Here is a 22,153-nt window from a genome sequence, read left to right as displayed (position 1 = left end):
TCCGGACAAGGGGAACACATGCGGGTCAAGGTTCACGGCGTCACCATCGAATGCACCACCGGCGACATCGCCGCGCAACGCGACATGGATGCGGTGGTCAACGCCGCCAATGCCTGGCTGCGACCGGGCGGTGGTGTGGCCGGAGCCATCCACCGTGCCGCCGGCCCGGGGCTGGAGCGTGAATGCCAGCCGCTGGCGCCGATCGAACCGGGTCAGGCCGTTCTGACCGACGGCCACAACCTGCCCAACCGCTTCGTGATCCACTGCCTCGGGCCGGTCTACGGGCATGACGAGCCGGCCAGCCGACTGCTGGCCGACTGCTACCGCAATGCCCTGCTCCGGGCGGAAGAGGCCGGGGTCTACGGCATCGCCTTTCCGGCCTTGTCCACCGGGGCGTTCGGCTATCCCGTCGAGGAGGCCGCCCGGATCGCTCTGCAGACTGTCATTGGCGCCACCCCGCGTCTGGACGCCGTCGGCCACATCCGCTTCGTCCTGCACACCGAGGCCGATCTCGAGATCCACGCGCAGATCCTGGAAGAGCTGTCGGCATGACCGGCGCCGGGCACGCAACCGCCCCGTACAGCCCTGGCCTGGCGCTGTTCACGGACCTCTACGAACTCACCATGCTTCAGGCCTACTACGAGGAGGACCTGCACGAACCCGCAGTCTTCAGCCTGTTCGTGCGCCGCCTGCCGCAGCGCCGCAACTATCTGCTGGCCTGCGGGCTGGACACCGTCCTGCAACAGCTCGAAGACCTGCGATTCGAATTGTCGGATCTCGACTATCTGGCCGGCCTCGGCCGCTTCTCCGACCGGTTCCTGCGCTGGCTCGAGACCTTCCGTTTCACCGGGACGGTCCGCGCCGTGCCCGAGGGCACCCCGGTGTTCGCCAACGAACCGATCCTGGAGGTCACCGCGCCGCTCCCCGAGGCCCAGCTGATCGAGACCCTGGTGATGAACCAGATCCACCTGCAGACGGTACAGGCGAGCAAGGCCGCGCGCCTGGTGACCGCGGCCGGAGGGCGGCAGGTCGTCGACTTCGGCGCCCGCCGCATGCACGGGCTGGACGCCGCCCTGAAGGGCGCGCGCGCCTTCCATATCGCCGGCGTCGCCAGTACCTCCAATGTGCTGGCGGGCAAGCGCTACGGCGTCCCGGTGAGCGGCACCATGGCCCACAGCTACATCCAGGCGCACGAGGATGAAGCCGAGGCCTTCGCCGCCTTTGCCCGCCTCTACCCGGACACGGTGCTGCTGGTGGACACCTACGACACCCTCGAAGGCGTGCGCCGGGTCATCCAGCTCGGCCACGAACGGGGCGAGGCCTTCCGCGTTCGCGCCATCCGCCTGGACTCCGGTGATCTCGGAACACTGGCCCGCCAAGCCCGGGCGATGCTGGACGACGCCGGACTGCAGCAGGTCGGGATCTTCGCCAGCGGCGGCCTCGACGAACACGCGATCACCGAGTTGCTTGCACGGGACACACCCATCGACGCCTTCGGCGTCGGCACCAGCATGGGCATCTCCACCGACGTGCCGGACCTGGATATCGCCTACAAGCTGGCCGAGTACGCCGGAGAAGGCCGCCTCAAGCTCTCCAGCGGCAAACCCATCCTGCCGGGCGCCAAGCAGATCTTCCGACGCCAGGAAGGCGGCCGGTTCGCGGGCGACATCATTGCCCGTCAGGCGGAAAACCACCCCGGGGAACCGTTACTGCGGCCGGTGATGCACGAGGGCCAGCGCCTGCCCGCGCATCCTCGCGACCTGGACACGCTGCGTGACCACGCGCGGGAACAGCGGGCGCAACTGCCCCCCGCGATCCGCGCCATCGAGCCCGCGGAGACACCCTACCCCGTGTCCGTCAGCCCGGCGCTACAGGCACACCAGAATGCGGTCACCCGCGCCATACGCGCCCGGCACGCCACATCCGGCCAGCGGAAACACCAAGGGGGAGTCTCATGACGGACGATCCACGCCACCAGCTTCAGACCGGGGACGCCCTGCTGGTCGTCGACGTACAGAACGACTTCTGCCCCGGCGGGGCCCTGGCCATTGATCACGGCGACACCGTCATCCCGGTGCTCAACCGCTGGCTTGAGGCCGCGGACGCGCTGGGACTACCGGTCTATGCCTCCCGCGACTGGCACCCGGCCGGACACCCGAGCTTCCGGGAACAGGGCGGCCCCTGGCCTCCACACTGTCTGCAGGACTCGCCCGGGGCCCGGTTCCATGCCGACCTCGCGCTGCCTGCCGGCGTTATCAAGGTCACGAAGGGAACGCGCTTCGACCACGACCAGTACTCCGCGTTCGACCAGACCGGCCTGGCCGAGGAACTGCGGAAACGGGGCGTGACGCGGATCTGGCTGGGCGGGCTGGCCCTCGACGTCTGCGTGGCGGCAACAGCCGTGGACGCGCGCAACAACGGCTTTGACGTCCACCTGATCCCGCATGCCGCGCTGCCCGTTACGCCGGAGGGCGGCGCGGAGGCCCGAAAAAAGATGAAAGCCGCCGGCGTGGAGATCGCGGCGTATGCCTGAACCCAACAAGATGCCGGTCCAGCTGATCACCGTGGACGAGGTGGTCCGGGCGGCCGACGACCTGGCACACCAGGTCCTGGACAGCGGCTTCCAGCCGGACTGCATCGTGGCGATTGCCCGCGGCGGCTTCATGCCGGCGCGTTTTCTCTGCGACTTCCTCCGCGTGCACAAGCTGCTGAGCCTGAAGGTGGAACACTACACCTCGGGGGCCCGCGCGAAACAGCAGGCAGCGGTCACCATCCCGCTCGCCGGCGACGTGCGCGGCGAACGGGTCCTGCTGGTGGACGACGTCAACGACTCCGGGGACACCCTGGCGACCGCCCGCCCGCACCTGGAGGGCTTCCAGCCCGCCGCGGTACGTACCGCGGTGCTGCACGAAAAGGCCGGAACGTCCTGTCGCGCCGATTTCCACAGCCAGGCGGTACAGGAGTGGCGCTGGATCCTCTATCCCTGGGCGGTCATCGAGGATGTCGGCCAGTTTGCCCGCGAGATGGACCCGGCCCCGAACAGCCCCGCCGACCTGCACGCCCGCCTGCAGCAGGACTACGGCCTCGCGCTGAGCACCGCCGAGCTGGATCGCGTAATCCGCTACAACCGGCTCGACTACTGAGTGCGCGCGCGAACGGGGCCGCAGCTCCGCCCATCCCCTCGTCATTGCGAGGCCCCGCAGGGGCCACGGCAATCGTTTGGAGAGGCCCCCGGATCCACCCGGCCACCGGGGCCAGCACGGAGATCGCCACGGCGCCGCGCGCCTCGCGATGACAGTGGGGTTCCTGCGCCGTGGCGCGCCCCGCAGCACAAGCCGCCGCCACCGAGTGCCCTTTCAGCACCTCGGGCTTGGCATCCCACGCCGCGCGAAGGATCATACGCCCTGGCGTCCGCGCGGACGGACCCCCTGATCGCAACCCATCCAGCATCGAGACCGCCCATGTCGTATCTCAAGGATTTCCCCAGCCCGGAAGGCTACTTCGGCGAATTCGGCGGCGCGTTCCTGCCACCGGAACTGAAACCGCATTTCGCCGAGATCAATCACGCCTACCGCACCCTGGCGCGCTCGGGCGACTTCCTGAACGAGCTGCGCTACATCCGCAAGCACTATCAGGGTCGCCCGACGCCGGTGTACTACGCCCACAACCTGAGCCGCTCGGTAGGTGCGCATATCTTCCTCAAGCGTGAGGATCTGAATCACTCCGGCGCGCACAAGCTGAACCACTGCATGGGCGAGGCGCTGCTCGCCAAGCACATGGGCAAGAAGAAGCTGATCGCCGAGACCGGCGCCGGGCAGCACGGCGTGGCCCTGGCCACCGCGGCGGCCTACTTCGGGATGGAGTGCGAGATCCACATGGGCGAGATCGACATCGCCAAGGAGGCCCCCAACGTCACCCGCATGAAGCTGATGGGGGCGCAGGTGGTGCCCGTCTCCTTCGGCGGTCGCTCGCTGAAGGAGGCCGTGGACTCGGCCTTCCAGTCCTACCTGTCGCAGGCGGACGAGGCCCTGTTCGCGATCGGTTCCGTGGTCGGGCCGCACCCGTTCCCGCTGATGGTGCGCAATTTCCAGTCGGTGGTGGGCATCGAGGCGCGCGAACAGTACCTGGAGATGAGCGGCGGCGAGCTGCCCGACCACGTGGTGGCCTGCGTCGGCGGCGGCTCCAACGCCATGGGGATGTTCGCCGGCTTCATCGAGGACGAGCAGGTGCAACTGAACGGGGTCGAGCCGCTGGGGCGCGGCACCAAGCTCGGCGAGCACTCCGCCACCATGACCTATGGCAAGCCGGGCATGATCCACGGCTTCAAATGCATGCTGCTGGCCGACGAGGAAGGCAACCCGGCGCCGGTGCACTCGATCGCCTCCGGGCTGGACTATCCCGGCGTCGGCCCGGAACACTCCTACCTGAAGACCACCGAACGCGTCGCCTACCACGCGATCAACGACGACGAGACCCTGGACGCCTTCTACCAGCTATCGCGCACCGAAGGGATCATCCCGGCACTGGAAAGCGCGCATGCCGTCGCCTGGGCCATGAAACACGGACGCGAGAACCCGGGCACGACCATCCTGGCCAACCTCTCCGGACGCGGCGACAAGGACATCGACTACGTCGCCCGCGAATTCGGCCACGGATAGCCCCTGCCACGCGGGGAACAGACTACCCGGGCGGGCACGCCCCGCCCCGGCCCGCCGGAACTTCACACCCGGTCCGGGCGGTCTCAGCCTTGCAGGCATGCGCAAAAGGGAGGGCACGCGAATGGCGGGCGGATGGGCAAAGGACGGAGCGGAGCAGGAGCAGATCGACCACACGGTGGAGGATGCCCTGCAGCGCGTGCGCAGCGAACTCCCGGCCGGTGAAAGCCTGCTCGAATGCGAGGAATGCGGCGCGCGGATTCCCGAGGGACGGCGCCAGGCCCTGCCGGGCGTGCGCCTGTGCATCACCTGCCAGGAGGCGCAGGACGCCGAGCACCACGCGACCAGCCCCTACAACCGCCGCGCCTCCAAGGACAGCCAGCTGCGCTGAGGCCCCTAGGGAGACGCTGATTGAATCGCACGTCCGCGTTGGTGCCCCCCGGTCCTTCGAGACAAAGCGTTCCGAGACAAGGCGCGTCGTGCAGCGGGTAGTGGTTCTACCCGCCCGTTTTTGATGGATTCGGGGCGAAACACAGGATCGGGCCATATTCATTCAGAATCGGGGGGCACCAACCCCACAAGCCATAGAAAGCGGGGGCTCGGCCGCCCGTTGTTAATCGAAAACGGGCGCGCGCACGGCGTTGCGGTTCCCTTGTGCAGAGTGACTGCACGGCAGTCACCGCGCCTTGTTCGCACGCAAAAGCGACTCGAGCGCGGACGCGCGATTAAATCAGCGTCTCCCTAGAGGTATTTCATCCGCGCCCGCAGGGCATCCGGGTCGGACACCACGTCCTGCAGGCTGGCGCCGTCGTCGCGAGTCCCCACCACCAGGCCCTTGCCCGACACCGGAATCACGTTGTCGATCTGGAAACGCCCGGTCGTCCCCCGCAGGAAGCACTCCTCGTCGAAGAACAGGCGGTCACCATCGGGACCGATCTCGTCGGACTCGAGCGTATCGAAACCGATCAGCCGCGCGATATCCTCGCGCCCTTCCACCTCCACCGCCTCGATCGTCTGCTTCTCCGAGTCGATCAGCAAGGCCTTCATGCACATCTCCTCTTTACCATGGATTGAGTTCTACCGTACCGGCTGGGGCCGCACGGGGCCACCGCATCGGGCCGCTGTCTGCCCCTATACTCGCAGGAGGTGCCCCGACGGAGGCTGACCATGACCCATACGGCCTATATCTCGCACCCCGACTGCCTGCTGCACGATCCAGGCCCGACCCACCCGGAGCGCCCCGGCCGCCTGCACGCGATCCGCAATGCCCTGCTCGACGAGGGCCTGCTGGAAGGCCTGATCCTGCTGGACGCGCCCCCGGCCACCGACGCGCAACTCGAGCGGGTCCACAGCCCGGCGCATGTCGCACGCATACGGGCCAGCGCCCCGGCTCCCGGGCAGCAGACGATGCTGGACGCGGACACCGTCATGAGCAAAGGCTCGCTGACGGCCGCCCTGCACGCGGCCGGGGCCGGAGTCGCGGGCGTGCGGGCCGTGATGGAGGGGGAGGCCGACCATGTCTTCTGCGCCGTCCGCCCGCCCGGCCATCACGCCGAACGCGAGCGGGCCATGGGCTTTTGTCTGTTCAACAACATCGCGGTGGCGGCCGCCCACGCGCTGGCGCGCTACGGCCTCGCGCGCGTGGCGATCGCGGACTTCGACGTCCACCACGGGAACGGGACCGAGGACATCTTCCGGGAGGACCCCCGGGTGCTCTACTGCTCTTCCTTCCAGCACCCGTTCTACCCGGGCACACCGCTGGCCGAACGCGATCACCTGATCCACACGCCCCTGGCCGCCGGCACCGACGGCGCAAACTTTCGCGCCGCGATCGAACGCGACTGGCTGCCCGCTCTGGATCGCTTTCAGCCGGAGCTGGTGCTGGTCTCGGCCGGGTTCGACGGCCACCGGGACGACCACCTGGCCAGCCTGCACCTGGCGGAAGACGACTTCGCCTGGATTTCGCGTGCCCTGGTCGATGTCGCCGCGCGCCACGCTGGCGGGCGCCTGGTCTCCATGCTGGAGGGTGGATACGACTTCTCGTCGCTCGGGCGCAGCGCGGCGGCCCATGTCCGCGCCCTCTGCGAGCTGTCGCGCCGCTGAGGCGCCGGGCCCCTCCCTCACGCCGGTAAAACGCATTCTGGACCGGCCCTTTGCATTTTTGTGGTGCAGTGTCTTTACTCGACAGGGTTGCGACGGGCCGACATTCGGCCAAGGCAACATGCCAGAAAAAAGCCAAGGAGGAGACGGTGAGCGAGAATCCGCAGGACCTGGAAAAACAGAAAGAGGCCCTGGAAGCCGAATACGACACCGACCACGAGATTGGCGAGCAGAACATCAACCCGCTGGGGCTGGACCTGCACAACCCGGTCTTCGTGGTCAGCGCATTCCTGATCGTCGTATTCGTCATCCTGTCCCTGATCTTTCCGGAACAGGCCAACGAACACCTCGACGCCACGCGCCAGTGGATCGGCCGCACCTTCGACTGGCTGTTCCTGTCGGCCGGCAACATCTTCGTTCTGTTCTGTCTGGCCCTGATCCTGCTGCCGATCGGGCGCATCCGCATTGGCGGCCAGGACGCCAAGCCGGAGTTCTCCGTGATCTCCTGGTTCTCCATGCTGTTTGCCGCCGGCATGGGTATCGGCCTGATGTTCTGGAGCGTGGCCGAACCCGTTGGTTACTTCACCGAATGGTTCGGCACACCCCTGGGCATCGAAGGCGGGACCGAGGAATCCCGCCAGGCGGCGCTGGGCGCAACCATGTATCACTGGGGCCTGCATCCCTGGGCGATCTACGCGGTGGTCGGCCTGGCGCTCGCGTTCTTCGCCTACAACAAGGGCCTTCCGCTGACCATCCGTTCGGCCTTCTATCCCCTCCTCGGCGAGCGCGTCTGGGGGCCAATCGGTCACGTGATCGATACCCTGGCCGTACTGGCCACCATGTTCGGCCTGGCCACCTCGCTGGGCTTGGGGGCACAGCAGGCCGCCTCGGGAATGGAATTCCTGTTCGGCATCGACTCGGGCCTGAATACGCAGGTCGCCATCATCATCGGCGTGACCATCATCGCCCTGCTGTCGATCATGCGCGGCATCCATGGCGGCGTGAAGGTCCTGAGCAACATCAACCTGCTGTTCGCCGCGCTGCTGCTGCTGTTCGTGATGGTGGCCGGAGGGGTTCTGGCGTTCCTGTCCAGCGTCGGCACTACGGTCGGCGGCTACGTGCAGTACATCCTGCCGCTCAGCAACCCGGTCGGGCGCGAGGACGAAACCTTCTACCACGCCTGGACGATCTTCTTCTGGGCCTGGTGGATCTCCTGGTCGCCGTTCGTCGGCATGTTCATCGCGCGCGTCTCCCGCGGGCGCACCGTGCGCCAGTTCGTCACCGCCGTCTTGCTGGTGCCGACCCTGGTCACGGTGATCTGGATGAGCGCCTTCGGCGGCTCCGGCCTGGACCAGGCACGCGAGGGGATCGGCGCCCTGGCCGACGGCATCTCCGACTCGTCGCTGGCGCTGTTCCAGATGCTGGAACACCTGCCGTTCACGGCGATCACCTCGTTCCTGGCCATCGCCCTGGTGCTGGTGTTCTTCATCACCTCGTCGGATTCCGGTTCGCTGGTGATCGATTCCATCACCTCGGGCGGCAAGACCGATGCCCCGCAGTCCCAGCGCCTGTTCTGGGCCACCACCGAGGGCGTGGTCGCCGGTGTCCTGCTGGCGGTTGGCGGGGCCGCGGCCCTCAACGCCCTGCAGGCCGGGGCGGTCAGTACCGGCCTGCCATTCGTCATCGTGCTGCTGCTGATGTGCATCAGCCTGATGAAGGGGCTGTTCCACGAACTGGCCCTGATCCGCATCGAGGAAGCCAAGACCTGACGACCGCCACGGGCCATCCAGGGCCTTCACTCCACCCCGCGCCCGCCCGTCCGGCGGCGCGGGTTTTTTTCGTGCGGGACAACCGCCCCCGGGATCGGGCATCCTCTCGCGAATGAATCCGTCCACCCTGCCATGAGCCTGCGTAAGGCCATCGCGCGGCACCCATTGCTGGCCGGCCTGGTCTTTCAGGCCGCGCTGATCCCGCTCGCCCTGATCCTGGCCCGCGTTGCCGGGATCCCGCTGGCCGAGCGGATCGAGTGGAGCCTGGACGCCGCCGCCCTGGGCGCCCTCGCCGTACTGCCCATGCTGATCCTGCTGGGCGCGCTCGCCATCAGTGGCTGGGAGCCCTATCGTGCCCTGGCCGATCAGGTGCGGGATTTTGTGCACCAGCTCTTTCGGCACGCCCTGCCCGGTGCCGTGCTGCTGATCTCCATCCTCGCGGGCGTGGGCGAGGAACTGCTGGTGCGGGGTGTGCTGCAGGGGTGGCTGACCGAACGCTGGTCCGCCGAGTGGGCCATCGTCGCCGCCGCGGTGGTCTTTGGACTGGCCCATTCGATCAGCCGCCTGTATTTCGTGTTCGCCACGATGATCGGGCTGTACCTCGGGGTCCTGTACCACCTCACCGGCAACCTGCTGGTGGTCATCGTCACCCACGCCCTGTACGACTGGATCGTGATCCACCTGTACCTGCGTTCACGATCGACAGGATAGGCAGCGAACGCATCAGGCCAGCGCTGTCAATCGCGCGTCCGCAACATCTGCTCCATGAAGTATCCCAGGCGGGCCGGCCGGCCGAGGTAGAACCCCTGCACCAGATCACAGTCCAGGGCCCGCAGACGGGTCAGCGTGTCCTCGTCCTCGACCCCTTCGGCCACGACCGTCAGGCCCAGTTTGTGTCCAAGGCCGACCATGGACTCCACGATGCGCTGATGCGGGGGACTGGCGCTGAGTTCGTGGACAAAGGTCATGTCGATCTTGAGTTCGTCCAGGGGCATGCGCAGCAGCCGCTCCATGGATGAATAGCCGATGCCGAAGTCGTCCATGGAGAGGCGCAGCCCGAGCCCCTTCATGCTGTGCAGGGCGTCGCGCGCGGTGGCATCGTGGCTCTCCATCACCGCCGTCTCGGTCAGTTCGATCGTGACCTGCTCGGGTGGCACGCCCCAGAGGTCCAGCGACTGGGCCACCAGGTCCACCACCTCCGGCTCCTGCAGATCATCCGCGGAAAAGTTCACCGACACCCCGACGCCCAGCCCGGCCTGGCGGTATTCGGCGCACTGGCGCAACGCGGTGTTGAAGACCCAGTGGGTCAGGCGCGGCATCAGATCGGTCCCCTCCGCCGCGCGCACCATGGTGTCCGGCCGGATCGCGCCATATTCCGGGTGATCCCAGCGCAGCAGGGCCTCGGCCGATTCCACCCGCCCCGAAGCCAGGGCGATCTGCGGCTGATACTCGAGGTGCAGGGCTCCCTCCTCGATCGCATCGCCCAGCTGCGACCACAGGTCGACACCCTCCAGCATCGTCTCGGCTGCGTCGGGGGCATGCAGGCGCAGGCGGACCCGTTCACGCCGAGCCTTGCGCATCGCCGCACAGGCCTGGGCCAGCAGGGTCGGCGGGGCTACGGCGCGCCCGCCCCGGGACAGGGCCAGTCCGACCCGCGGCCACAGGAGCACCTCGCGCTCGCCGCAGGGAAAAGGCTCGCCCAGCACCCGCAGCATCTTGTGGCCCGCCAGCTCGGCAAATCCGCTGCCGTCCACATGGGGCAGCATGCAGGCGAGCTGGTGGCGTCCCATCATCCCGACGAACCCGCCCGGCAAGGCGGTCGCCAGGGCCTCGCCGGCCTGGCGCAGCAACCGGTCCGTCACGTCATAACCCAGGGCGGCATCAATATCGCCCAGACCCTCCAGATCGACCACGGCCAGGGCCGGAGAACGCGCACCGCAACCCGCCTGCAGGCGTTCGAGAAAGGCTGGATAGTCCGACAGATTCGACAACATCGCTGGGCTCCGGCATTGCGCCCGCGCGGCGCCTCCAGGAAAAGACTGAATCCGTTCGGTCCGGCCGTGTGCCACGAACGCTGTAGCGGACCAGGAACCACTCACCTGGCACTGGGACGCCGGCCGCCGCTTGTAACCAAACCGGACGTTTTTTCAGTCTTTTCTAGAGATAATAGCGTGCAGGATCGACTCCGTAGGCCCCGGCCGGCAAATCGCGCACGATCTGCCGTTGCGCACCCTCGGATTCCGGGTCCGTCGACCCGAGGTCGAGTTCCAGCGGATCGGGGTAAGGCTGACGCTGCGGATCCAGGATGCGCATGACCCGAGGCATGAAGCGCTGGGTCCGCCGGTGGCTCAGGACGATGGCGACCTCGCCGCTGTCCAGCTCCACAAGACTGCCCACCGGGAACAGCCCCACGCAGTGCGTGAACTGGTCGACCAGCGCCGAGTTCAATCCCCAGCGGCCATGCTCGCGCAGTTCCTTGAGCGCCTCGAAGGGCGTTCCCGCCAGGCGCCGATCCGCCAGCAGTTCCTCGTAGGAGTCCACGATCGCCGCCATCCGCGCGCAGGCGCTGATCTCGTTGGCCACCAGCCCCCGCGGATAGCCGCGACCGTCCTCGCGCTCGTGATGCTGAAGGACGATATCGCAGACCTTATCGGGGATGCCGTGGGAGCGCTGCAGGATCTGCTCGCCGTACTCCACGTGCCGCTGCATCTCGCGGCGCTCGTCGGGGGACAGCCGCTTTCCCCGCTCCAGCAAGGCTCGGGGCAACTGCATCTTGCCCACGTCCATCAACAGCCCGCCCAGCCCCAGGATCGACAGCTCGCCGCGGTCCAGCCCCAGGTGCCGTCCCAGCGCCAGCAGATGCACGGACACCCGCAGGGAGTGGTCGTACAGGACATCGCCGGAATCGCGCAGTCGGGCCAGCAACAACAGAGCATCGGGATTGCGCTCCACGCTCTCGCGCAGCGCCTCCGAGGCCTCCCGCGCCGCCGCGACGCGCACCCCGGGATTGCGCTCCATCTCGGTCCGGATGCGATCGAGAATGGTACCGGCCGTGGCCCAGGCCTCGCTTGCGGCCGGGAGTTCCTCGTCCACGCTGCACTGATCGCGGTAGACGGTCATTCCCCGAAACTGGGCGGCCTCGGCGCGACCGGGAACGGCTTCGGTCAGCGCCGCTTCGCGGGTGGCGGGCGCAAGTCGGGTCAGCGACTCCGGGGCACTCTTCTCCCGGTCCACGAACACGTGGCGACAATGGCGGGCCAGCTCGTCGATGTCCTCCTGCGAGCGGATCAGAATGCCCTCGACCCAGTACGGCGTATCCCGCCACGGGCGGTCGAGCTGGCTCACGTACATGCCAACCCGAATCTCCTCAACGGAAATCTCCTGTTGTATCAATCCCCAGGACATGCCAGGAATACTCCGGTCATCATCCGGCGATCTCGCGACTCGCCTCCTATGTATTGTTTCTAGACCACCCCCCCCACCTAAGCCAGCCCGTTAGTGCGCCGGCCGTGAATCGCTAACGCTCGGCGCCCCGAACCCGTGCACGCGTCACGGTTTTGCGGGAGGATGGACCCGCAGCGACGACGACCCCACGCCGGAGTGCCCCATGCCAGCCGACCAGGACACCATCCTTGGCTCCTCCCGCCAGCCGCCCAAGGCCTCCGGCAAATGGACCGGGATGGCCGGGCTGTCGATCGTGCAGCGAGAGCAGCTCGCCGAGATGGTCGTGCCGCGGGTGATCGAACACCTGGAGCGCTGCCTGGCGACGGCCCGCGACGAATGGGAGGCCGGACGCACCTGGGGCAATGTGACGGGCAATCCCCTCCTGTGGGCGAATGACTTCCGCATGTTCGAGAAGCGCGTGACCCGGGACTTCCAGGACGCCCTGATGGAGGACTTCCGCAGCCACGACTACCCCCCGCAGTACGAGTTCTCGGGGGTCGCGTTCGCGGATCAGGACGACGGTCTCAGCATCCTCGACGACTACCAGTCCACGCGGCGGTCGCTGCGGCACAAGCTGGAAGGCTCGATGCGCGAGAACAACCGCTACTCGCACTACGTGTTCACCCAGGCCGCGCGCGAAAAGAACCGCTTCGAGCATCCCAACTGGGCCCCCTGGTCACCGCTGCACTGGTACGAGCGCCTGATCGAGATTGGCGAGCTGTACTTCGGCAAGACCGAGATGACCCTGGACCTGATGCGCTCCTACCTGGACTGCATGCAGAAGACCGCGGCCCCCACCCTGGCCTTCGTGGTCGAGGCGATCGAACACTGCGGGCTGATCACCGAGACACCGGCCGCCCCCGAGTCCAGCGAAACCCTTCGCCGCAACGCCTCGTGGAAACGCCTCGCCGGCGCACGCGATACCGACGCCTCCGCGGAACCGGACGCCGACCCCGCCACGACGACCTCCGGGTGGCGGCCCTCGACGCGCAAGGCCGAGGCCGACGAACCCGCGCGCATGCCCGACACCGAGGCCGACCCGGCCCAGTGGGCCGCCTGGGCCTCGAACATGGTGCAGTCCCCGGTGTTTCGCCCGGTCGGAGGTCATGGCGGCGGGCAAGCGGCGGGCGCCGCGGGCTCCGGCAACGCGGCCCCGATGACGGCCTTCGTCATGCCCTCCGATCAGCCGGACCCGCGCGCTTCGCTGATGCCGTTCATCCACGACCTGCTGCAGGGGCTGTTCGACCACATCTTCCGCGAGGTGGGGTTCAACCCGGCCGTGCGCGCCGAGATCGGCGAGATGCAGTACCCGCTGGCCACCGCCGTCATCCGGGATCTCGGCTTTTTCCGCGACCGCTCGCACCCCTTGCGCCTGTGGATCGGGAGCCTGATCAACGTCGCCATACGCATCAATCCGGAGTCGGAACCCGACAGCGAGGATGTGGAACGCTACCTGGGCTGTATCCGGCGTTCGATCGAATACTTGCGTAACCGGGCCGACCGCCTCGACCGCGACAGCGCCGAGGTGCTGATGAACCAGTTCCTCGAGAGCGTGGAGAACGAGGACGCCCTCTGGCACGCCCGCCAGATCACCCAGATCGACCTGCCCAACGCCGAGGAATGGGCCGAACAGGCCCGACGCAATCTGGCGCTGGCCGCGCTGGAGACCGGGGCCGATCTCCCGGAGACCGCGGCCGAGGAGATCTTCCAGTCCTGGGAGACCGTGCTGGCCGTGGAGCACGACGCCGGCGAGGCCGGGGAGGCCCTGCATCGCGTGCTGCGCCAGGTCGTGCGCCACATCTGCAACATGGCCACCGCCGCCGAGGTGAATCCGCTGGTGGCCGAGGCGAAGGAACACGCCCGCGCCGCAGGCCTGGGGGACGACCGCATCCGCGACCTGGTGCAGCACCTGGGCAAGGCCCACCTCTACCGCCTGCGGGCCCCGGAGGACGCCGAGCGCTTCGACCCGCGGGCACGGCTGCAGACACGCGAATCCGTGCGCTACGAGGACGACGACCCGACACTGGACCAGGACCGCGACGACGACCACGTCTTCGCCGCGATCGGGCTCGACATCGGAGACTGGTTCGAATTCTGCGACGACGCCGGCGAGAACCCGCGGCGCCTGGCCCTGATCTGGCGCGGCGACACGACGCGGCGCTTCTTCTTCCTGTCCCTCGACGGCGTGCACGCCCGCCGCCACAGCCTGCAGGGCGTGGCCCAGGAGCTGCGCCAGGGCCGCATGCGCGCGCTGCCGGAGGACAACCCGCTGGACGCCATTATCGAGGCCCCGGGGGGCTGAGCCCCCGCGCAGCCGGATCGGTCAGTCGCGCGCCTGGCGGATCGCCAGGGCCAGCTGGTTGCGCACCGCCTTCAGCGCCCGCAACACGCTCGGGTCCAGCGAAACGCCTTCCGGCAATTCCAGGTAGAGCAATCCCACACACCGATCCCGCACCGCCAGGGGCAGCAACAGGAAGCTGCGCGCATCCAGGGCCTGCCGGAACTCGTCGGGGATATAGCGGCTGATCGATGCCTCGTGGCTGTCGCTGATGACCAGATCCTTCTGCTGCTCCAGGGCGAGGGACAGGATGTCGCCCTTGCCCGCTACGCTCAGGCGCAAGCGACCGGACAGGGTCTCCGCGTCCTGACCAAACGCGGTATGGGCCACCAGGACCCGGTGCTCGCGGTCCGCCAGCATCAGCATGACCCGGCGCAGGCCCAGCGCCTGATACAGCGTCTCGAGCGTCGTCTGGACCAGCGCGTTCAGGTCGAACTCGCCGACCATGCTGTCCAGCATGTCGGTCAGGGCCTCCATCAGCGCCGCGGCCTGAACGGCGGGCTCCTGCCCGGCCCGCGGGAGCGCATCCCCGGCTCCCGGCTCGGGTTCCAGCGCCTCCGCTTCGCCGTCATCAATGCGTACCCCCAGGTTCGCCTTCAGGCGGTTCAGCGGTTCCCGACCTTCCGGCGGCAGCTTGACCACCGCCAGGAAGTGATCCATATGCTCGCGTCCCGAGCGGATCGCCCGCTGCATGCCGCGCGCATCCACGCCCAGGGCATGTTCATAGCGCCGGCGCAGATCGGTCAGCAAAGCCCCCTGCTGGTCGCGCTCGGCGCGGGTGATGCACTGGCCCATCTCGGAGGCCAGGGTCACGATGCGATGCAGGCGCTGATCGGCATCCCGGGCCGCCGGCAGGATGCCGGACGGAGCGCGCTCTACCGATGCCACCAGCTCGCGCGGGAAATTCCAGTCCTCCAGTACGCTGCGCGCCAGCGCCTCGTAGGAGATCCCCAGCACCTGGCGGGCGGCACTGTCCTCCCCCGTGCCCTGACCCACACGGATGCGGATCTCGTCCGCTTCCTCGGGCAGGTAGTACAGCACCAGCATGCGCCCGATATCGTGGAACAGCGCGCAGACGAAGGCCTGCTCGCTCTCCACCCCGCCAACCTGCTCCGCCAGATCGCGCGCCAGCATAGCGCTGAACAGCGTGCCGACCAGGGCCTCCATCAGGCGACCGGAATGCCGGCCGCCCTTGAGGTTTTCGAACAGCACCAGCCCGAGCGCGGCCGTGCGCACCTGCTCGAAACCAAGCAGCACGATCGCGCGCGACACCGTCCGGATATTGCCGCCGAAGTTGCTGTAAAAGGGCGAGTTGGCCAGTCGCAGCAGCTTCTGGGTGGTGGCGTAATCCTTCAGCACCGCGTTCGACAGCTCCGCCACCGAACGCTTCATGGTGTCATCGGAACACTGGGTAATCTCGCGGATGTGGCTGGAGATCCCGGGAAAATCCGGCTTGCGCCGGATCTTGCGCAGGATGAAATCCTGCGACCCGGCGTCCTGCGAGCCTTCCCCCTCCAGGGCCGCCACCAGTGCCTCGCGAAACTCTCGGGCCGAGGCAAAGCGTTCCGCCGGATCGGGGCGGGTCGCCCGCAGGATCAGGGCATCGAAGCGCTCGTCGCCATTACCGGTACGACCGGATGGTGGCTCCAGCCCCGCCGCCAGCATCGACTGCCGGATCGCCTCCGGATCCTCGCCTCCAAAGGCGCGTTCACCCGTCAGCATCTCGAAGAACAGGGCCCCCAGCGAGAAGACGTCAGAGCGTTCGCTGGCCGCTTCGCCTGCCAGCTGTTCCGGGGCCAGGTAGTAGGGGGTGTCCGGCAGGTGGCTCTCGCCACGGGCCGCGGCGTCGGGCAGCGCCATGCCCAGCCCGGTGATGCGTGCATGCCCCTCGGGGTTCACGGTCACGTTGGCCGGCTGCAGGGTCCCGTGCAGGATGCCCTGCTCATGGGCCGCCGCCGCGGCGTCCAGCAGCTCGCGCATCAGGGCCAGGCCACGATCAATCGGCAGCGCGCCCCCGGCCAGGATCCGGTCCAGGGTCTCGCCCTCGACGTACTCGAACACCAGGTAGACGCCCTGGGGGTAGCTCCCCGCCTCGAAGATCGGCGCAATATTCGGATGCCGGAAGCGGCTCAGGCGACGCGCGTCCGCGAGCAGGGCCTGACGGGTGAGGTCGTCGGCGCCCGCCTGGGTCAGCGTGCGAATCGCGACCTGCCGATCCAGTACCGGATCGTGCGCCACGTAGAGCCCGTCGCGGGTACTGGCACCCAGCGTCCGCAGAATGCGGAAGCGTTCAATCTCGGGAACCGCCATGTGCTCAGCCATCCGCCCGAACCCCGACCGCACCCCACCCCTGTCCAGGGCGCCTGCTCGCGCCCGGCATGCTCGGATCCATCCGTATCTCTCCCTAATTTACAGCGGGCCGGCCCCATCCCGGCCCTGCGCCGATATTCCGCGGAGGATTGCCCCGCTCAATCGGCCGGGTCGCGCGCGTGTTCCTTCAGGATATCCAGCGGGATCACCGCCAGGGTCTCCTCGTGCGTGGCGCGCAGAAACACCCCGGGCGCCGCCCCCGCCCGGTAGGCCTCCAGCCAGCGCGCGGCACACAGGCACCAGCGATCCCCTGCCTCCAGGCCGGGGAAGCCGAACTCCGGTACCGGTGTCATCAGATCATTCCCCTGCGCCAGGGAAAAATCCAGGAACTCGCGCGTGACCTCGGCACACACGGTGTGCATGCCCTGGTCGTCATAGCCCGTGGCGCAACGGCCGTCGCGATAAAAGCCGGTCACCGGGTCCCGGCCGCAGGGCTCGAGCGCCCCGCCAAACACATTCTTGGAGGGAAAAGGCTGCATGGAAAACTCCCCGTTCATGGTCCCTACAGCATAACGGACACCCCCCCGCCCCATGCGAGCGACTACTCGGCCCGCGGGAATTCAGTCGGCATCGGGCCAGCCCCATTCCACCAGGTGGTTCCGCAGATTCTCGGGCCGATAGTCGGGATCCTGCTGGTACCGATCGAGGACGCTGGGATGCAGTTCCGTCGGATACCCCGGCTGGTGCAATGGACGCCGATGGCGGCGGCGCAGGCGATAGATGTGCCGCCGTGAACGATGCAGCGGGGCCAGCGGATCGGGCCGCAGGGCATCGACCAGGTGGGGCTCCACCTGCAGGCCGGCCGCCCGCGCCTGGTCGATCATCCATGCGAGCGGCGCCTCCGACGCCAGACGCCCATCGGTATCCGGGGCATAGCCACCCCCCACATCGGCATGCACCCCGCTGAACCAGACCTGTTTGAGGTCCAGCCCCGGGCGCGGCTCCCACAGGGTCGGCTCGAAGTCGGCGCGGGTCTCGTCGATCGCCATCGCATGCCGCGCGACCCGCACGTTGGGGCCCAGCTTGGTGTCGTAGAACTCGTCAGTGCGGTCGAACAGCCCCAGCAGGGAGAACGGGATGCCCAGGGCGCCCACCGTATCCCAGACCCCGACAAAGCGGATCTCCCGCGAGGGGTGGGCATACGCCGCCCGGAACTCGCGCGAGGCCGACCCCTCCGGCGCATGGCTGGCCGCGGTCTTCTTGTAGTGACGGAAGGCCTGTTCGATCAGGCGCGCGTCCGGGCGCCTCAGGATCCCGCAGTTGTTGATCAGCCCGCACAGGCTGCGCACGGTGTAGGCACCGCGACTGAAGCCGAACAGAAAGATCTCGCTGCCGGGGTCGTAGTTCTGGACGATGTAGCGATAGGCATCCTGGATGTTCTTGTGGATGCCCCGCCCGGTCACGCCGCCCGTGACCTTCGCGTAGTACGCCCCGACACCCCAGTCGTAGAAGACCTGCTGGGGGTCACCGCTGGCGTCGGCGGGCGCGATGGCCCGCGCCAGACGCAGCACGTTGGTCGGCACGTCCGACTCGACGTCCTCCTCGGGGCGATTCCAGGTCCCGTCGGCGCAAATCACGATCCGTCGTGTCATCCGCCCGCCTCCCATCCTGTTCGTAATGACGACCGCAGCCGCCGTGGAGCCTGCGACTGATCAGGAGCCAATGTCGATCCGGCGCACTCCCGGCCGCGCGTCCTCCGCACGGCGGGGGATGTCGATCGTCAGCACGCCGTTCTTGAACCGCGCCTGGATCGCATCGACATCCGCATCCCCCGGCAGGCTGAGGATCCGGCGGAACTGCCCGTAGGCCCGCTCGACCCGATGATAGCCCTGGTCGTCTTCGTCGGTTTCCTGGCTCTTCTCGCCGGAGATGATCAGGTCGTCGCCGTCCACGGTCAGGTCGATCGCGTCCTCCTCGATACCCGGCACCTCGACGGTGATCCGGTAGGCCTTGCGGCTCTCGGCAATATCCACACTGGGCTTGAGCAGCAGCGAGGCCGTATCACGCCCGCGCCCGCCGAGAGCGGCACCGAAGAAGTCCTCGAACATCCGGTCCATCTCCCGGTGCATGCGCATCAGCGGATCACGCATGGGCACCTCCGACATCTCGCCACGGGCCGGAACCACCTCCGGGTTCGCCGCCTCCTCGCGCTTGAACCAGTTCCACGGCTTGAGCTTTTGCAGGTCCATGATCATCACCTCCGGTAGAAATCCAACCCTGTCTAGCGAATTAACTAGGTCGCCCAAAGGGACTTTTCAAGCCCGGTGAATCAAGCCCTTCGAAAGTCGGCCAGCCGCACCGACTGCCGCCGGGCACCCCAGGTGCCGGGGCGGGACTCGAAGACACCCGGGACCGATGCCCCGCAGGCGTTGCAACAGCCATCGGCGGTCAGATTCCAGTCCGACAGTTCATACCAGTCGCGCCCGATCAGGCGTTGCCCGCACCCCGCACACCAGGTGCTCTGGCCGTCCGCATCGTGCACATTACCGGTGTACACGTGATGCAGGCCCTGCTCACGCGCGATCCGGCGTGCCCGCTGCAGGGTCTCGATCGGCGTGCGCCGGTGTTCCGTCATCTTGAAATCCGGATGGAAGGCCGTGAAGTGCAGCGGCACATCCGGCCCCAAATGTTCCAGGATCCATTGCGCCATCGACGTAATCTCCGCGTCGCTGTCGTTCTCGCCGGGGATCAGCAACGTGGTGATCTCGACCCAGGTATCGGTCTCGTGTACCAGCCACTCCAGGGTGTCGAGCACCGGCTGCAGATGCGCCCCGGTCAGCTTGTGGTAGAAGCGCTCGGTGAACGCCTTCAGATCCACGTTCGCCGCGTCCATGGCGGCAAAGAACTCGCCGCGAGCCTGTTCGGTGATGTAACCGGCGGTGACCGCCACCGAGCGGATGCCCCGCGCACGGCAGGCAGCCGCGACGTCGATGGCGTATTCATGGAAGATGACCGGGTCGTTGTAGGTGAAGGCCACCGCGCGACAACCCAGCGCCTCGGCCGCGCGGGCGATGGTCTCGGGATCGGCACGGTCCGCCAGGGTGTCGATCTCGCGCGACTTGCTGATATCCCAGTTCTGGCAGAACTTGCAGGCCAGGTTGCAGCCCGCCGTACCGAACGAGAGCACCGGGCTGCCCGGCAGGAAGTGGTTCAGCGGCTTCTTCTCGATCGGGTCGACACAGTAGCCGGAGGAGCGCCCGTAGCTGGTCAGCACCACGGCATCGTCGAGGTTGGCGCGGACAAAGCAGGCCCCGCGCTGCCCGGGCTTCAGCTTGCAGTAGCGCGGGCACAGGTCGCATTGCACGCGGCCATCCTCCAGGCTGTGCCAGTAGCGCGTGGCCACCGTGAAGGCGTCGTGTTCAGGGGTGTCGTTCATATCCGGTCCGGCTCGTGGTTCATGCCCTTGAATATGAGGCCGAAACCCCGATATTCAACGACATAATGTCCGACGGAGACCTCCCATGAGCGCCCCGCTCCGCATCCGCGAGCCCGCTATCGCGGGACAGTTCTACCCGGCCGACCCCGCCGAGCTGCGGGCCACGGTCACCCGGCTGCTGGATGCCGTCCGGCCGGCACCCGACGCGGCGCCGCCCAAGGCCCTGATCGCCCCGCACGCCGGCTACCCCTACTCCGGCCCGGTGGCGGCCTCGGCTTATGCCCGCATCCGCCCGCTGGCGGGCCGCATCCGGCGCGTGGTGCTGCTGGGCCCGTCGCATCGCGTGCCCTTCCACGGGATCGCGACCACCACGGTCACGGCCTACCGCAGCCCCCTGGGCGACGTCCCCGTGGATCACAAGGCGCTGGATACCATTGCGGGGCTGCCCGGCGTCCAGGCACTCGACGTCGCCCACGGCCCGGAACACAGCCTGGAGGCGCACCTGCCGTTCCTGCAGGTGGCCCTGGGGTCCTTCGAGCTGGTACCGCTGGTGGTCGGGGATGCCCCCGCGGAACAGGTTGCGAACGTACTGGAACGCCTGTGGGGCGGCCCGGAGACCCTCGTCGTGGTCAGCTCGGATCTCTCCCATTTCCATGACTACGCCACGGCGAGCCGCCTGGATGCCGCCACCACCCGGGCGATCGAACGCCTGGACGAACACGCGCTGGGCCCGGAACAGGCCTGCGGCTGCCGCCCGCTGGCGGGTCTGTTGCGTCTGGCGCGGCAGCGGGGTCTCGCCATTACCACTCTGGACCAGCGCAACTCCGGCGACACCGCCGGCCCACGCGACCAGGTGGTCGGCTACGGCGCGTGGATGCTGCAATGACGCCGGTCATCGAACTGTCCGCGCCGGCGCGTGAGCGCCTGCTGGAACTCGCAGCGGACGCCATCCACCGGGCCGCGCACGACCATGCCGCCGACGGTATCGCGCTCGCGGAGGAGCCCGCCCCGCTTGCCGACCCGGGCGCCAGCTTCGTGACCCTAAAGCGGGGGGATGCCCTGCGCGGCTGTATCGGCAGCCTGGAGGCCCATCGCCCCCTGGCCACGGATGTCCAGCACAACGCCCGGGCCGCCGCCCTCCATGATCCGCGCTTTCCCCGCCTGCGCCCGGAGGAACTCGTCGGGCTCGAGTATTCGGTGACCCTGCTAAGCGCCGCGCACCCCGTGGATGCCCCGCATCGAGAGGCCCTGCTGCAGCAGTTGCAGCCCGGGCGCGATGGCCTGGTCATCCAGGCCGGGACGCGGCGGGCGACCTTCCTGCCCGCGGTGTGGGAGCAGCTACCCGATCCCGAGACCTTCCTCGATGCCTTGCTGCAGAAGGCCGGGCTGGGGCATGACGGCTGGACAATGGGGCTCCAGGCCTGGCGCTACAGCTCGCAGGAGTTTGCCGGTGAACTTTGAACCCAGCATCACCCTTTACATCGTCATTGCCACGGTCGTGATCTCGCTGCTGGCATGGCAGAACCCGCGCTGGCTGCAGGCGATGATCCATCACCCACCGTCGGTGCAACGCGGCCAGTACTGGCGCCTGGTGACCCACGGCTTCATCCATGCCGACGGCACCCATCTCGCGTTCAACATGATCACGCTGTTCTTCTTCGGCATGGCCATGGAGCGCGTGCTGGTGCTCGAGATCGGCATGGGTGGCTTCGTCCTGTTCTATCTGGCCGCCATCGTGCTCGCCAGCCTGCCCAGCCACCTGCGCCATCTGCGCGATCCCGGCTACCGCTCCCTGGGGGCCTCGGGTGCGGTGTCCGCGGTGCTGTTCGCCTACATCCTGCTGCAGCCGTGGTCCCTGCTGTTCGTGTTCTTCATCCCGGTCCCGGCCATCGTGTTCGCCGCGGTCTATATCGGCTACTCGCTCTACGCCCAGCGACAGAATCGCGACAACATCAACCACAGCGCCCATCTATGGGGTGGCGCCTGGGGCGTGGCCTTCATGCTCTGGCTGGAGCCCGGCCTGCTGGCCCGGTTCTTCCACGAGCTGCTCGCGCCCCTCGGCTGACCCCAATACTTGTCCGGAGCGCCGCGTCCGCCTAGC

Annotated in this window: 21 protein-coding genes; 13 read left to right on the top strand and 8 right to left on the bottom strand. The window is 67.9% G+C overall.

Annotated features, from left to right (window positions below; genetic code table 11):
- Positions 1 to 18 precede the first annotated feature (18 nt).
- The 6 genes from D107_RS0107205 (at position 19) to D107_RS0107180 (ending at position 5,046) form a co-directional block, all read left to right on the top strand.
- Positions 19 to 552: a macro domain-containing protein gene (locus D107_RS0107205; protein WP_018881137.1), complete on the top strand. Its 534-nt coding sequence runs from the start codon at positions 19 to 21 to the stop codon at positions 550 to 552.
- Complete coding sequence (locus D107_RS0107200; RefSeq protein ID WP_018881136.1) at positions 549 to 1,958, top strand: nicotinate phosphoribosyltransferase; 1,410 nt, start codon at positions 549 to 551, stop codon at positions 1,956 to 1,958. The genes D107_RS0107205 and D107_RS0107200 overlap by 4 nt, the downstream gene beginning before the upstream one ends.
- On the top strand, positions 1,955 to 2,533 hold the full coding sequence (locus D107_RS0107195) for an isochorismatase family protein (protein ID WP_018877593.1): 579 nt from the start codon (positions 1,955 to 1,957) through the stop codon (positions 2,531 to 2,533). Before D107_RS0107200 ends, D107_RS0107195 begins: the two co-directional genes overlap by 4 nt.
- Entirely contained in the window at positions 2,526 to 3,143 is a 618-nt protein-coding gene (locus D107_RS0107190; protein ID WP_026280768.1) for a phosphoribosyltransferase, read from the top strand. Before D107_RS0107195 ends, D107_RS0107190 begins: the two co-directional genes overlap by 8 nt.
- 318 nt (positions 3,144 to 3,461) lie before the next feature.
- A complete protein-coding gene (gene trpB, locus D107_RS0107185) occupies positions 3,462 to 4,658 on the top strand; it encodes a tryptophan synthase subunit beta (protein ID WP_018881134.1) in 1,197 nt (398 codons plus the stop codon).
- A 121-nt stretch (positions 4,659 to 4,779) separates the two neighbouring features.
- Positions 4,780 to 5,046: a DksA/TraR family C4-type zinc finger protein gene (locus tag D107_RS0107180; protein WP_018876375.1), complete on the top strand. Its 267-nt coding sequence runs from the start codon at positions 4,780 to 4,782 to the stop codon at positions 5,044 to 5,046.
- Between the two features lie 350 nt (positions 5,047 to 5,396).
- Here D107_RS0107180 and D107_RS0107175 read toward each other — a convergent pair whose 3' ends face one another.
- Entirely contained in the window at positions 5,397 to 5,702 is a 306-nt protein-coding gene (locus D107_RS0107175) for a hypothetical protein (RefSeq protein WP_018881133.1), read from the bottom strand.
- 120 nt (positions 5,703 to 5,822) lie between these two features.
- Between D107_RS0107175 and D107_RS0107170 the strand changes: the two genes are divergently transcribed.
- From D107_RS0107170 to D107_RS0107160, 3 genes are all read left to right on the top strand, one after another.
- A complete protein-coding gene (locus tag D107_RS0107170; protein WP_018866125.1) occupies positions 5,823 to 6,758 on the top strand; it encodes a histone deacetylase family protein in 936 nt (311 codons plus the stop codon).
- 146 nt (positions 6,759 to 6,904) lie between these two features.
- The gene (locus D107_RS0107165) at positions 6,905 to 8,524 is read left to right on the top strand and encodes a BCCT family transporter (protein ID WP_018866124.1); all 1,620 of its coding nucleotides are present in this window, start codon (positions 6,905 to 6,907) and stop codon (positions 8,522 to 8,524) included.
- Between the two features lie 132 nt (positions 8,525 to 8,656).
- Positions 8,657 to 9,235 carry a CPBP family intramembrane glutamic endopeptidase gene (locus D107_RS0107160; RefSeq protein ID WP_018866123.1) on the top strand — a complete coding sequence of 193 codons (579 nt, stop codon included), beginning with the start codon at positions 8,657 to 8,659 and terminating at the stop codon, positions 9,233 to 9,235.
- A 26-nt stretch (positions 9,236 to 9,261) separates the two neighbouring features.
- On the opposite strand, the gene D107_RS0107155 is transcribed toward D107_RS0107160, so the two are convergent.
- Together D107_RS0107155 and D107_RS0107150 are read right to left on the bottom strand one after the other, a co-directional pair.
- Positions 9,262 to 10,518, bottom strand: a complete 1,257-nt coding sequence (locus D107_RS0107155) for a bifunctional diguanylate cyclase/phosphodiesterase (RefSeq protein WP_018881132.1) — start codon at positions 10,516 to 10,518, stop codon at positions 9,262 to 9,264.
- A 163-nt stretch (positions 10,519 to 10,681) separates the two neighbouring features.
- Positions 10,682 to 11,929 carry an HD-GYP domain-containing protein gene (locus tag D107_RS0107150; RefSeq protein WP_051074878.1) on the bottom strand — a complete coding sequence of 416 codons (1,248 nt, stop codon included), beginning with the start codon at positions 11,927 to 11,929 and terminating at the stop codon, positions 10,682 to 10,684.
- A gap of 202 nt (positions 11,930 to 12,131) precedes the next feature.
- Here D107_RS0107150 and D107_RS0107145 point away from each other — a divergent pair, with 202 nt between their 5' ends.
- Positions 12,132 to 14,270: a DUF1631 family protein gene (locus tag D107_RS0107145; RefSeq protein WP_018881130.1), complete on the top strand. Its 2,139-nt coding sequence runs from the start codon at positions 12,132 to 12,134 to the stop codon at positions 14,268 to 14,270.
- A 21-nt stretch (positions 14,271 to 14,291) separates the two neighbouring features.
- Here the strand turns inward: D107_RS0107145 and D107_RS0107140 are convergent, their stop codons facing one another.
- The 5 genes from D107_RS0107140 to amrS form a co-directional block, all read right to left on the bottom strand.
- Positions 14,292 to 16,616 carry an HDOD domain-containing protein gene (locus D107_RS0107140; RefSeq protein ID WP_018876371.1) on the bottom strand — a complete coding sequence of 775 codons (2,325 nt, stop codon included), beginning with the start codon at positions 16,614 to 16,616 and terminating at the stop codon, positions 14,292 to 14,294.
- 158 nt (positions 16,617 to 16,774) lie between these two features.
- Complete coding sequence (locus D107_RS0107135) at positions 16,775 to 17,155, bottom strand: DUF2237 family protein (protein ID WP_018866118.1); 381 nt, start codon at positions 17,153 to 17,155, stop codon at positions 16,775 to 16,777.
- A gap of 81 nt (positions 17,156 to 17,236) precedes the next feature.
- Complete coding sequence (locus D107_RS0107130; protein WP_018866117.1) at positions 17,237 to 18,268, bottom strand: DUF2235 domain-containing protein; 1,032 nt, start codon at positions 18,266 to 18,268, stop codon at positions 17,237 to 17,239.
- A 60-nt stretch (positions 18,269 to 18,328) separates the two neighbouring features.
- Positions 18,329 to 18,865 carry an Hsp20/alpha crystallin family protein gene (locus tag D107_RS0107125; protein ID WP_026280767.1) on the bottom strand — a complete coding sequence of 179 codons (537 nt, stop codon included), beginning with the start codon at positions 18,863 to 18,865 and terminating at the stop codon, positions 18,329 to 18,331.
- Between the two features lie 80 nt (positions 18,866 to 18,945).
- Complete coding sequence (gene amrS, locus D107_RS0107120) at positions 18,946 to 20,052, bottom strand: AmmeMemoRadiSam system radical SAM enzyme (RefSeq protein WP_018881128.1); 1,107 nt, start codon at positions 20,050 to 20,052, stop codon at positions 18,946 to 18,948.
- Between the two features lie 85 nt (positions 20,053 to 20,137).
- Between amrS and amrB the strand changes: the two genes are divergently transcribed.
- The 3 genes from amrB to D107_RS0107105 are packed head-to-tail and all read left to right on the top strand — an operon-like array spanning position 20,138 to position 22,117.
- A complete protein-coding gene (amrB, locus tag D107_RS0107115; RefSeq protein ID WP_018881127.1) occupies positions 20,138 to 20,938 on the top strand; it encodes an AmmeMemoRadiSam system protein B in 801 nt (266 codons plus the stop codon).
- Positions 20,935 to 21,513, top strand: a complete 579-nt coding sequence (amrA, locus tag D107_RS0107110) for an AmmeMemoRadiSam system protein A (protein ID WP_018866113.1) — start codon at positions 20,935 to 20,937, stop codon at positions 21,511 to 21,513. Before amrB ends, amrA begins: the two co-directional genes overlap by 4 nt.
- A complete protein-coding gene (locus D107_RS0107105) occupies positions 21,503 to 22,117 on the top strand; it encodes a rhomboid family intramembrane serine protease (protein WP_018881126.1) in 615 nt (204 codons plus the stop codon). The genes amrA and D107_RS0107105 overlap by 11 nt, the downstream gene beginning before the upstream one ends.
- Positions 22,118 to 22,153: the final 36 nt, after the last annotated feature.

It is taken from the genome of Thioalkalivibrio sp. ALE30 (assembly GCF_000377465.1).
Lineage (GTDB): Bacteria > Pseudomonadota > Gammaproteobacteria > Ectothiorhodospirales > Ectothiorhodospiraceae > Thioalkalivibrio.
The sequence above is the reverse complement of the archived record's forward strand: the minus strand, read 5'-3'. Positions and strand labels throughout refer to the sequence as shown.